11 protein-coding genes are annotated in these 11798 nt (G+C 68.8%); 9 read left to right on the top strand and 2 right to left on the bottom strand.

Features of this window, described 5'->3' with window-relative positions; all coding sequences use genetic code 11:
* The 9 genes from B0T44_RS25050 to B0T44_RS25010 all read left to right on the top strand — a co-directional run.
* Window positions 1-801 (top strand): phosphopantothenoylcysteine decarboxylase domain-containing protein (locus B0T44_RS25050; RefSeq protein WP_303246080.1); only part of this gene is annotated, 801 nt, incomplete at its 5' end.
* Window positions 802-932: 131 nt separating this feature from the next.
* On the top strand, window positions 933-2144 hold the full coding sequence (metK, locus tag B0T44_RS25045; protein WP_077115077.1) for a methionine adenosyltransferase: 1212 nt from the start codon (window positions 933-935) through the stop codon (window positions 2142-2144).
* Between the two features lie 190 nt (window positions 2145-2334).
* Window positions 2335-4530 (top strand): primosomal protein N', encoded by a 2196-nt coding sequence (locus B0T44_RS25040; protein WP_081512683.1) that lies wholly within the window; start codon window positions 2335-2337, stop codon window positions 4528-4530.
* A gap of 296 nt (window positions 4531-4826) precedes the next feature.
* Window positions 4827-5462, top strand: coding sequence for a PadR family transcriptional regulator (locus B0T44_RS25035; protein ID WP_077115076.1), 636 nt, complete (start codon window positions 4827-4829; stop codon window positions 5460-5462).
* A gap of 62 nt (window positions 5463-5524) precedes the next feature.
* Entirely contained in the window at window positions 5525-6550 is a 1026-nt protein-coding gene (locus B0T44_RS25030; protein WP_081512681.1) for an esterase/lipase family protein, read from the top strand.
* A 161-nt stretch (window positions 6551-6711) separates the two neighbouring features.
* Window positions 6712-7254, top strand: a complete 543-nt coding sequence (gene def / locus B0T44_RS25025; protein WP_077115074.1) for a peptide deformylase — start codon at window positions 6712-6714, stop codon at window positions 7252-7254.
* The gene (fmt, locus tag B0T44_RS25020) at window positions 7254-8177 is read left to right on the top strand and encodes a methionyl-tRNA formyltransferase (protein ID WP_077115073.1); all 924 of its coding nucleotides are present in this window, start codon (window positions 7254-7256) and stop codon (window positions 8175-8177) included. The genes def and fmt overlap by 1 nt, the downstream gene beginning before the upstream one ends.
* On the top strand, window positions 8174-9931 hold the full coding sequence (locus B0T44_RS25015; RefSeq protein WP_081512679.1) for a transcription antitermination factor NusB: 1758 nt from the start codon (window positions 8174-8176) through the stop codon (window positions 9929-9931). The genes fmt and B0T44_RS25015 overlap by 4 nt, the downstream gene beginning before the upstream one ends.
* A 69-nt stretch (window positions 9932-10000) precedes the next feature.
* Entirely contained in the window at window positions 10001-10348 is a 348-nt protein-coding gene (locus B0T44_RS25010; protein ID WP_077115072.1) for an MmcQ/YjbR family DNA-binding protein, read from the top strand.
* 77 nt (window positions 10349-10425) lie between these two features.
* Here the strand turns inward: B0T44_RS25010 and B0T44_RS25005 are convergent, their stop codons facing one another.
* Entirely contained in the window at window positions 10426-11274 is an 849-nt protein-coding gene (locus tag B0T44_RS25005; protein WP_081512677.1) for a SigB/SigF/SigG family RNA polymerase sigma factor, read from the bottom strand.
* Window positions 11274-11798, bottom strand: a 525-nt coding sequence (locus B0T44_RS25000; protein WP_254893713.1) for an ATP-binding protein, incomplete at its 5' end; no start/stop codon positions are given. The genes B0T44_RS25005 and B0T44_RS25000, both read right to left, overlap by 1 nt.

Raw genomic sequence — 11798 nt, 5'->3', positions numbered from 1 at the left:
ACCGTGATGGAGCCCGCTTCGGGCAGGCTCACCGGCACCGACACCGGCCCGGGGCGACTGCCCGAACCGGAAGAGATCTTCGGCCTGGCCGCCCTGTTGCTCGAACGTGCCGACGCCGTTCCGCGCGATCTGGTCGGCCGCCGAGTCGTGGTCACCGCGGGCGGAACCAGGGAACCGCTCGACCCGGTGCGTTTCCTGGGCAATCGCAGCTCGGGTAAACAGGGCTACGCCTTGGCCAGGGTGGCCGCGCAACGCGGCGCACAGGTCACCTTGATTGCGGGTAACACCATCGAGATGGCACCCCCCGCGGCCGTGGATCTGGTGCACATCACCACCGCCGAACAGCTCGAGACCGCGGTCGAGAAACATTCGGTCGGCGCGGACGCGGTCATCATGGCAGCCGCAGTGGCCGATTTCCGGCCTGCGAACATAGCCGCCGCCAAGATCAAGAAGGGCGCGGGCGAACCCGATTCGATCCCGCTCACCAAAACCGCGGACATCCTCGCCGGACTGGTGCAGTCGCGCCGTGACGGCCAGCTGCCCGATACCGCCATCGTGGGATTCGCTGCCGAAACCGGCGATGAACACGGCGATGTGCTCACCCACGCGCGGGCGAAACTCGCCCGCAAGGGCTGTGACCTGCTGGTGGTCAACGCTGTCGGCGAGGGCAAAGCGTTCGAGGTCGACACCAACGACGGCTGGCTGCTCGGCGCGGACGGCACCGAGCAGGCGCTCGACCACGGCTCCAAGGCGCTGCTGGCCAGCCGGGTTCTCGACGCGCTCGCGCCGCTGCTGCGCTGAGCGCGTCTGTCTCGGCTCCCGCGCGGCGTCGGTGTTTTGCAATAGTCTTCTACAGAAGGGTTGCGCGGTGGCCGCATCGCGTTACTGTCGCAGCCCGGTACGAGTAACCCGTTGAGGGAGAGGGAAGAACTGTGCGCACGTCCGGCAGCAGGCTATTCACCAGTGAGTCCGTGACCGAAGGTCATCCGGACAAGATCTGTGATGCCATCAGCGATTCCATCCTCGACGCGTTGCTTGCGGAGGATCCGCGCAGCCGGGTTGCGGTGGAAACCCTCGTGACGACCGGCCAGGTCCATGTCGCGGGCGAGGTCACCACCGAGGCATGGGCCGATATCCCGCGCATCGTCCGCGAGAAGGTGCTCGAAATCGGATACGACTCGTCGGCAAAAGGCTTCGACGGCAACTCGTGCGGGGTGAACATCGCCATCGGCGCGCAGTCGCCGGATATCGCTCAGGGAGTCGACACCTCGCATGAGGCGCGAGTCGGCGGCTCCGATGACGAGATCGAACAGCAGGGCGCTGGCGACCAGGGCCTGATGTTCGGCTACGCCAACACCGACACCCCCGAGCTGATGCCGTTGCCGATCGCGCTGGCGCACCGGTTGTCGCGGCGTCTGACCGAGGTGCGCAAATCCGGGGTGCTGCCCTATCTGCGTCCTGACGGTAAAACTCAGGTCACCATCGAATACGACGGTGACCGCCCGGTGCGGCTGGATACGGTGGTCGTCTCCACCCAGCATGCCGCCGATATCGACCTGGATAACCTGCTGGCCCCCGATATCCGGGAAAAGGTCGTCGACTCGGTGCTCGCCGATCTGACGCTGCCCAGCCTGGACACCTCCGATATCCGCCTGCTGGTCAACCCCACCGGAAAGTTCGTACTCGGCGGCCCGATGGGCGATGCGGGCCTGACCGGCCGCAAGATCATCGTCGACACCTATGGCGGTATGGCCCGCCACGGCGGTGGCGCGTTCTCCGGTAAGGACCCGTCGAAGGTCGACCGTTCCGCCGCTTATGCAATGCGCTGGGTGGCCAAGAACGTGGTTGCCGCAGGCCTGGCCGACCGGGTCGAGGTGCAGGTCGCCTACGCCATCGGCAAGGCGGCCCCGGTGGGGCTGTTCGTGGAGACCTTCGGCACGGAGAAGGTCGACCCGGCTCGTATCTCCGGTGCCATCACCGAGGTGTTCGATCTGCGTCCCGGCGCCATCATCCGGGATCTGGATCTGTTGCGCCCGATCTACGCCAAAACGGCCGCCTACGGCCACTTCGGCCGTACCGACATCGACCTGCCCTGGGAGCACACCGACCGCGCGGAGAAGTTGCGCGCCGCTGCCGGGCTGTAATTCTGCTCTCTGCGTGAACGAGTTCGCGGACGATACCCCCGAAGACGCAGCGCCGCCGGGGGTGTCGCCGGTGCCGGGCGCTTCCGGGCAGCGCGCCGCCCCAGCGACGGGCTCGAAGGCGGTAGCGGAGTGTGACCACGGAGGGCCCCGCGAGCGCCGCGAATCGGACTCCGACGGGGACACGCCACCGATGGCCCACCCGATCGCTCGCGTGCTTCCCCTGCTCACCCCCGCGCACCTGGACCGCGATTTCGACTACCTGGTGCCCGCGCAGATGAACGAAACGGCCCGGCCCGGAGTCCGGGTCCGGGTGCGCTTTGCCGGCCGCCTGGTGGACGGCTACCTGCTGTCGAGGCATACACACACCGACCATCCGGGCAAACTCGTCCGGCTCGACCGCGTCGTCTCTCCCGAACAGGTGCTCACCCCGGAGATCCTGCGCCTGGCCACCGCCGTCGCCGCCCGCTACGCCGGTACCCGCGCCGATGTACTGCGCCTCGCTGTCCCGCCGCGGCACGCGCGCACCGAAGCGGGTGGCGCGGCGAAGAAATCCGGGACAGCGACGCAGGCCGAACCCGGTCGGCGTACAGCGGGTGGCCGGGCTGCCTCGGAAACCGCCGCGGGGGGAGACGCATCGGTCGCCACCCGGGAGGAGACCGGGGATAAAGCATCTGCCGACTGTGGTGATGTCGTCCGGCCAGGAGAACGACCCGAGAACGGTGGGGTTGCGGACGCGGATATGACGCGTTCGCCGGGCGACGTCGACACCGCCCCGTGGCGGCGATACCGGCACGGGTCAGCTTTCATCGATGCTCTGGCCAGGGGAAGCGCGCCGCGTGCGGCGTGGCAGGTGCTGCCGGGTGACGACTGGGCGCGTCGCCTGGCGGAGCTGGCGGCCGTGGTGGTTGCGGTGGGTCGCAGTGTGATCCTGATGGTGCCCGACCAGCGTGACCTCGATCGAGTGCTGGCCGAATGTGTTCGACTGGTGGGGGATGCGGCGGTGGGGCTGTCGGCCGGTTTGGGCCCTGCGGCCAGATATCGGCGCTGGCTGGCGGTGTTGCGCGGTAGCGCGCGGGTCGTGGTAGGGACACGCAGTGCGGTGTTCGCGCCCGCGCAGGATCTCGGGTTGGTCGCGATCTGGGACGACGGTGACAGCACCTATGCCGAGCCGCGCGCGCCGTACCCGCATGCCAGGGAGGTCGCGATGTTGCGGGCGCATCAGACCGGTGCGGCGTTCGTCGCGGCCGGATATTCGCGGACAGCGGAGATACAGGCCGTCGTAGACAGTGGTTGGGCGCACGATCTGGTGGCCGACCGGGCGGACGTCCGTGCTGCGGCCCCGCGGCTCAGCGCGCCCGGTGACAGCGATATCGCGCTGGAACGCGACCCGGTCGCGCGGGCGGTCCGCATCCCCGGTGTGGCGTTCGCCGCGGCGCGGTCGGCGCTGGCGGCAGGGGATGCGGTGCTGGTTCAGGTGCCCCGGCGTGGTTATGTGCCTGCACTGGCGTGTGCGAAATGCCGGACGCCTGCGCGATGCAGGCACTGCAATGGGCCGCTGGCACTGCCGGAGGTCCCGGGCGCGACGGGGCGAACAGCAGCGCCCCATGATCCGGGCCTCGCCCACAGTCCGGGCTGTCGCTGGTGCGGGCGGACCGAGCCGGTTTTCCGGTGCGCCGCCTGCGGTGCGCGCGCCCTACGCGCCGTGGTGATCGGGGCGGCGCGCACCGCCGAGGAGTTGGGGCGCGCGTTCCCCGGGGTGCCGATCCGCGGGTCCAGTGGGGCGGCACTGCTGGATACGGTGGAGCCCGGCGCGCAGGTCGTGGTCGCCACCGTCGGCGCCGAACCCGTCCTCGACGGCGGATACGGGGTCGGGCTGCTGCTGGATGGCTGGGCGCTGCTCGGCCGCGCCGATCTGCGTGCCGCTGAGGACGCCCTCCGGCGCTGGATGAATGCCGCCGCCCTGGTCAGGGCGGGCGGGCAGGTGATCGTTATGGCCGAACCGGCGCTGCCGACCGTGCAGGCGTTGCTGCGCTGGGACCCGGTCGGTCATGCTGCCGCCGAACTGTCTCAACGCGCGGAGGTCGGTTTCCCGCCCGCGGTACGTATGGCTGCCGTCGACGGTACCGCCGACGCCGTCGCCGAATTGCTCACCGCCGCCGCGCTTCCCGACTTCGTCGATGTACTCGGCCCGGTACCGCTCCCCGCCCACGCGCGCGCCCCGTTCACCACGGATTCCTCCGCCGAGGTCGAACGCATACTGCTGCGCACCGGCCGCTCCCATGGGCAGGCGCTTTCGCGCGCGCTGGCGGGCGCCCAGGCGGTCCGCAGCAGCCACCGTGTCGATGCGCCGCTGCGGGTGCAGATCGATCCTGTCGATATCGGCTGATCACCGCCCTATGCCTGCTGCGCTGCCGCGAGCGTAGCGACCGGGGGCCTTCGCGCAGCGGGCTGAACCAGGCTGTCTTGGTCGCCAGGAGTGCAGGTAGGCAGCGCGGAGCGGGTAGCAGGCTCGAGCAGGGCGTTCTCGGCTGTTATCGGATCACGGCGGCTGGGATCGGGATCCCGGTTCGGCTTCGGCGATGGCGAACGACCTCACTTTTCTTTTCCTGAAGGTTGTCACAGATAGATTGCCGATATATCGTCGATAGTGTGAAATACTCAGATAGGGCTGAGGAGGCCGGTATGGAACACAAGGAAAACCACGACAGGCACGGACACCGAGGTCGCTGGCAGCATCCAGGGGACGCCGAGTGCGGTCCCGGTCGGCGGCAGTTCCGCCGGGGCGGACGCCACGGTTTCGGCCCAGGATTCGGGCCAGGATTCGGGCCCGGTTTCGGGCGAGGCCGCGGACGTGGCGGGCGGGGCAGGCGCGGGGATGTCCGCGCCGCGATCCTGCTGCTGCTCACCGAGCGACCGATGCACGGATACGAGCTGATCCAGCAGATTCGCGAGCGCAGCGACGATCTCTGGCGGCCGAGTCCCGGATCGATCTATCCGGCACTGTCGCAGTTGGAGGACGAGGGGCTGGTACTCATCCAGAAAGTCGCCGGGCGCAAAACTGCCACGCTGACCGAGGCAGGCACGGCCTATGTCACCGAGCATCGCGACGAACTCGGCGACCCGTGGGCCGAGGTCAAGGACGATATCGACGAGCATGCGATCGATCTGCGCGGGCTGACCGGGCAACTGTTCGGTGCGGTAGCTCAGGTAGCTGCCGCGGGCACTCCGGAACAAGCGGCCAAGGCAGCCGAGGTGCTGACCGAGGCCCGCCGGTCTCTGTATCGCATCCTCGCCGACGACGAAACCCACGAAAAGTAACGGGGAGGTCAAAACAGTGGTCGGCGAGCGTTTTTCGGGCCGATAGGGTAGATCATTGTGACATGGGACAGGCAAATGGTTTGTGGGGCAGGGGAAAGTCACAACGTCGCAGGTCGGCGGTGTTCGGTATCGCGGTCGCGGTCACACTGCTCGGTGCGGCCGCGCTGGGTGTGAGCCCGGCCGCCGCCGAGCCGCCCGGGTATCGTCCGCCGGTCGTGCCGACCGAACCCGCACCGCCGCAACCGGATCATCTCGCCGCCGCGCTGTACATGAAGGCCCACCCGGGGGCCGCCCCCCGCGGCACCAATGATTTCGACTGCGTCCCGACTCCGCAGCACCCCCGTCCGGTGGTGCTCGCGCACGGTACCGACGCCAGCGCCTACACCGACTGGTCGGTGATCGCGCCTCGGCTGGCTGCCAGCGGCTATTGCGTATTCGCCCTCAACTACGGAGGTCGTCCCGGCGCGGTGAGTTTCGGCACCGAAGATCTCGTGCTCAGCGCGCATCAGATCGCCGCATTCGTCGACGATGTACTCGCCGCGACCGGCGCCCGGGAAGTGGATCTGGTCGGGTTCTCCCAGGGTGCCAATGTGACCCGCTACTACACCAACAAACTCGGCGGCGCCGCGAAAGTCGGGACGTGGGTGGGACTTGCCTCGCCGAGCTACGGGGGCGTGCTGTACGGGCTGGTGCCGATCGCACAGGCGATCCCCGGCGCGGAGCAGTTGTTCGAGCAGGTGACCTCGGTTGCCGTCGTCCAGCAGGCGCAGGGGTCGCCGACGATGCTCGAACTCAACGCAGGCGGGGACACGGTGCCCGGGGTGCGGTACGTGACCATCAGTAGCCGGGTCGACGAGATGATCCAGCCGTTCACCAATATGGCACTGCGCGGACCGGGTGCGGACAACATCGTCATCCAGGACCGCTGCCCGGCCGATCTGACCGGACACTTCCATATGGTGTACGACCCGTTCGTGCTGCAATTGCTGCTCGAGGCCCTGGACCCGGCCACCGAGACCGTCCCGGCATGCGCCCCCGTCGCGCTCGGCACCGGGCTGCCCGAGGTCATCATCGGCGGCAATATCTGACCGGGAAGCCCCGCCGGGCGGCCGGACGGGGGGCTCGACACCCCGCCCGGACCGCACCGGAATGTGTATCAGGTTCTGCGCTGTGGATCGGGACAATCGGGCAACACGCGGTCGCCCCTAGAATGGGACGACCGTATTCTCCACCGCACCCGGGAGCTGCCGTGACCATTCAGCCCGTCCGCCTGTTCGGCGACCCCATCCTGCGAGCCCGCGCAGACGAGGTCACCGATTTCGGTCCCGAGCTGCGGCAGCTGATCACCGATCTGACCGAGACGATGCACGACGACGGCGGGGTCGGGATGGCCGCGCCGCAGATCGGCGTCGGGCTGCGCGTGTTCGTCTACGACACCGGCGAGGTGTCCGGGCATCTGGTCAACCCGACCTGGACCGCGCTCGGCGAGGAGGAACAGGTCGGCCCGGAAGGGTGTTTGTCGATCCCCGGACCGCGCTACGACACCCGGCGCGCGCTGCGCGTACACGCCCGCGGTGTCGATGCCGAGGGCACACCGGTGCAGTTCGACGCCGAAGGCTTGCTGGCGCGATGTGTCCAGCACGAGACAGACCACCTCGACGGTGTGCTGTTCATCGACCGGCTCGATCCGGCCGACCGCAAGGCCGCCATGCGCCAGATCCGCGAATCGGAGTGGTTCACTGCCGGTATCACGGTGCGGCCGACACGCGTGCTCGCCGAACGAGGCCAGTGATGCGGATTGTTTTCGCGGGCACGCCGGAGCCTGCGGTACCGTCGCTGCGCCGGTTGCTGGAATCGGACCACCATACGGTGGTGGCGGTGGTGACCAGGCCGGACGCCGTCGCAGGCCGCGGCCGCAAGGTCACCCGCTCGCCGGTGGGCCGATTGGCCGACGAATACGGTGTGCCGGTGCTGACCCCGCAGCGCCCCGGTGACGACGATTTCGTCGCCGCGCTCACCGACCTGGCCCCCGACTGCTGCCCGGTGGTCGCCTATGGTGCGCTGTTGCCACAGCATGTGCTCGATATCCCACGCCACGGCTGGATCAACCTGCATTTCTCGCTGCTACCCGCCTGGCGCGGGGCCGCCCCGGTCCAGGCGGCGATCGCTACGGGCGAGGAGATCACCGGGGCGTCGACGTTCCGCATCGAGGTAGGCCTGGACACCGGCCCGGTTTTCGGTGTGGTGACCGAGCGGATCCACCTCACCGACACCGCGGGCACCCTGCTCGACCGGCTCGCCGACAGCGGCGCGGCACTGCTCGAGCAGACCCTCGACGGTGTGCAGGCCGGCACTCTGCAGGCGATTCCGCAGCCCACCGACGGCGTCTCCTACGCACCGAAGGTCACCGTCGAGGCCGCGCGGGTGCGCTGGGACCAGCCCGCGCTCGCTGTCAGCAGGCGGATCCGCGCTGTCACTCCGACGCCCGGCGCATGGACCGAGGTGGCGGGCACCCGGGTGAAACTCGGCCCGGTCGAACTGGTCGAGGATGAGCTGCCGGAGTGCCGGATCGAGGTGCGCAAGACGGGTGTGTTCGTCGGCACCGCGACGACCGCAGTCCGGCTGAACCAGGTTCAGCCGGAAGGTAAGCGACCGATGGCGGCGCTGGACTGGGCGCGTGGCGCACGACTCGCAGCCGACGCGGTGGTCGAATGAGTGCCGACCAGCCGCAGCGCAGGGGCTTCCGGCGCTCCGGGAACCAGTCGCCGGAACCGGATGCCTCGCCTGCGGAGACATCACACTCCGCGGAGCGCAGGGACCGTGAACAATCGAGTCGCGACAGCGGGCGACACGGAGACAACAGCCGCACCGGTCCACGCCGCGCCGCGCCGCGGCGCTTCGGCGGTGACCAGGCCACAGGCCGCGAACGAGGAGGTGGACCGGGAAATCGCCAGGACGGTCCGGGCCGCCACGAACGGCGTGAGCCCGGAGCAGAAAGGCCAGCTCGTGGTCGCCCCGGTGGCGGTGGCAAGGGCCGCGACCGAGATCGACCTGCGCCGCAGCCGGAGCGTGGGAAGGCGAGCGGCGCCGGTCGCGCGGCCGGACGCGGCAAGAACCAGACCCGCTCGGCCCGGGAAACGGTCGACGCCGCGCGCCGCGTAGCCCTCGACACCCTGCGTGCGGTCCGGGAACGCGACGCCTACGCCAACCTCGTCCTCCCCGCGCTGCTGCGGGAACGGCGGGTAACCGGCCGTGATGCTGCGCTGGCCACCGAGCTCGGTTACGGCGCCTGCCGCACCCTCGGTGTGCTGGACGCGGTGATCGCCGAATGCGCGGGCCGCGATATCGAGCAGATCGATGGACCGTTGCTGGACGTGCTGCGGCTCGGCGTGTACCAACTGCTGCGCACCCGCATCGGCGCGCACGCCGCCGTGGACACCTCGGTCGCACTGGTGCGCGCCGAATCCGGCGCGGGCAAAGCCGGCTTCGTCAACGCCGTACTGCGGCAGGCGGCGCGGCGCTCACCCGAGGAGTGGGTGGACGCCCTCGCCCCACGCGACCCGGTGGGACGGCTCGCGTTCGAGTTCGCCCATCCGGCGTGGATCGCGCAGGCCTTCGCCGACGCGCTCGGGGCGGACGCAGTCGAACTGCGTGACCTGCTCGCCGCCGATGACGCCCGGCCCACCGTGCATCTGGTCGCCCGCCCCGGTGAGATAACCGCCGAGGAATTGGCGCTGGTCACGGGTGGGGAGGAGGGGGCGCTGTCGCCGTACGCGGTGCATCTCGACGGCGGCGATCCTGCCGCGCTGGAACCGGTGCGCGAAGGTATGGCCGCCGTTCAAGACGAAGGCAGCCAACTGGTCGCGATTGCGCTCACCCGTGCCCCGCTGGAAGGTGCGGATGGCGGACGCTGGCTCGACCTGTGCGCGGGGCCGGGCGGTAAAGCGGCACTGCTGGGCGCGCTGGCGGCGATCGACCGCTTTCACGTCGACGCCGTCGAGCCGGCCGAACACCGTGCCGAGTTGGTCCGCAAGACCACCCGTGACCTGCCGGTCGCCGTGCATATCGCCGACGGCCGCAACAGCGGCCTCACCCCCGGCTACGACCGCGTCCTGGTTGATGCGCCGTGCACCGGCCTCGGTGCACTGCGCCGACGGCCCGAGGCACGATGGCGGCGCACCCCCGCCGATGTCGCCGAACTGGTTGTGCTGCAACGCGAACTGCTCAACGCCGCATGGGAATTGCTGCGTCCCGGCGGGGTGCTCGTGTATTCGACCTGTTCGCCGCATCTGCCGGAAACCGTCGCGGTGGTCGCCGATACGGTGCGCCGCACCGGCGCCGTCGAACTGGACACCCGGGAACTACTACCGGGGGTCACCGATATCGGGCCGGGTCCCGCTGTGCAACTGTGGCCGCACCGGCACGGCACCGACGCGATGTTCCTCGCCGCCCTGCGCAAACCGAGGTAGCTGCGGGTCGCCGCAGGATGGCGACATTCGTCCAAGCGATACCGCACCGGCTTGCCCCACACTGAGGATATGGCTCTTACCTGGGATGACGTGGTCCGATTCGCAACACAGCTACCAGAGGCCGAGGAGTCGACCTGGTACCGGACGCCGTCGCTGAAAGCCGGTGGGAAGAGTTTCGCCCGGCTGCGTTCCGAGGCCGAAGGCGGGCTGGTGCTGCGGTGTGAGATGGCGGAGAAGGAGGCGCTGCTGGCCTCCGGTGACCCGGCTTTCTACACCACACCGCATTACGACGGCTACCCGTATATCCTCATCGACCTCGACCACGTCGACGCCGGTCAGCTGCGCGAAATGCTCGACGCCGCGTGGTGGCTGTGCGCGCCCGCGAAACTGCGCAAGGCCCGCGAACAGGCCGGCTGACCAGCACTATCGGCCGGCCGGTGTGCTCGCCGACCCGGGCAGGCACCACCGGTGCGACCAGAGCGTAGGAAACGGAGCTATTCCCGGGCCGATTGCTCCCGCAACTTCGCCAGGGTTTTGGCGAGGATACGGGATACATGCATCTGTGAGATGCCCATCTGCTGCGCGATCTGCGTCTGCGTCATCGATTCGAAGAAACGCATGGTGAGGATGCGACGTTCGCGCTCGGGAAGCCCGGCCAGCAGCGGGCGGATGGCGACATACTCCTCCACCCGGTCGAACTGGGCCTCCTCCTCACCGAGGGTGTCCAGCAGCGACGCATCGGTATCGCGCCCGGCTGCCGCCGCATCGATGGAAGCAGGCTGATAAGCGTTGCCTGCGATCACGGCCTGGGCGACCTCGTCGGGGTCGACATCGAGTTCGGCCGCGATCTCCTTCGCCGTCGGGGAACGGCCGAGGCTCTGCGACAAATTGTCGACCGCAGCACCGATCCGCAGATGCGTTTCCTTGACGCGGCGCGGTACCCGCATCGCCCAGGTGTTGTCCCGGAAATACCGGCGGACCTCACCCATGATGGTGGGCACCGCGAAGGACAAGAAGTTCGAACCGCGGCTGATATCGAAGCGGTCCACCGCATGCACCAGCCCGACCCGCGCCACCTGGGTCAGATCGTCGAACGGTTCGCCGCGTCCACTGAACTTGCGCGCGATATGGTCGGCCAGCGGAATGCAACGGCTGATCAGTTCGTCGCGGACCGTGTTGTATTCCGCTGACCCGTCCTCGGTGGCGGCGAGGTGGGTGAACAGCGCAGCGACATCGTCGTACCCGCCTGCGGGCACGTTCGTCTCCAACTCGGTGCTCTTGTCCGTGGTTTCGGTCTCGTCGTCCTCGCTCGCGGATTCGAGCACGTTCTCCTCGTCGGCCACTACGCTTTCCCCCGGACCCGACGGAACTCCACCGTCGTCGGATATCCGGAAACCTGCTGGTCAAAGGGCTCCTGGTGGGCGTCGACAGAATCGGTGAGGGTGCGCAGCACATGCCAGCCGAAATTGCGCTGATCCGGCAGCCCCTCCTCGCCCGTGACGCCGGAAACCCGCACCAGGAGTTCGTGGTCGCCAACGGCGAACCGGCAGTGCAAGCTGGTGCCTGCCGCCGCGCGGGCGATCAGCGTCGAACAGACCTCATCGACAGCGAGCCGGATATCGGCCACTTCGTCCAAGGTGAAATCGCTGAGCAGGACTAGAGTTTCGGCGAGGCCGCGCACGATCGGCAGCTGTGACACCGATGCCGCCACTCGAATCTCCACCGGGGTGTTGTAGATCCCCTTTTCCGCCGAAATGTTGATCACGTTTTGAAGGCTACCCACTCTCGGTTCCGGCAACCCACGCAGCACCACGACCGCGGCACCGAGCCGAGGGTCGCGATTGCCCGGCAGGGTGGTGACCACCGG

The organism is Nocardia donostiensis (genome assembly GCF_002081715.1).
GTDB classification, from domain to species: Bacteria; Actinomycetota; Actinomycetes; order Mycobacteriales; family Mycobacteriaceae; genus Nocardia; species Nocardia donostiensis.
The sequence above is the reverse complement of the archived record's forward strand: the minus strand, read 5'-3'. Positions and strand labels throughout refer to the sequence as shown.

Bases quoted from the DNA above. Each gene is read 5' to 3' on its own strand.
- B0T44_RS25010 (WP_077115072.1), top strand. From the start codon at position 10,001: ATGGCTCTTACCTGGGATGACGTGGTCCGATTCGCAACACAGCTACCA.
- B0T44_RS25015 (WP_081512679.1), top strand. From the start codon at position 8,174: ATGAGTGCCGACCAGCCGCAGCGCAGGGGCTTCCGGCGCTCCGGGAAC.
- B0T44_RS25035 (WP_077115076.1), top strand. From the start codon at position 4,827: ATGGAACACAAGGAAAACCACGACAGGCACGGACACCGAGGTCGCTGG.
- B0T44_RS25040 (WP_081512683.1), top strand. From the start codon at position 2,335: ATGGCCCACCCGATCGCTCGCGTGCTTCCCCTGCTCACCCCCGCGCAC.
- fmt (WP_077115073.1), top strand. From the start codon at position 7,254: ATGCGGATTGTTTTCGCGGGCACGCCGGAGCCTGCGGTACCGTCGCTG.
- B0T44_RS25030 (WP_081512681.1), top strand. From the start codon at position 5,525: ATGGGACAGGCAAATGGTTTGTGGGGCAGGGGAAAGTCACAACGTCGC.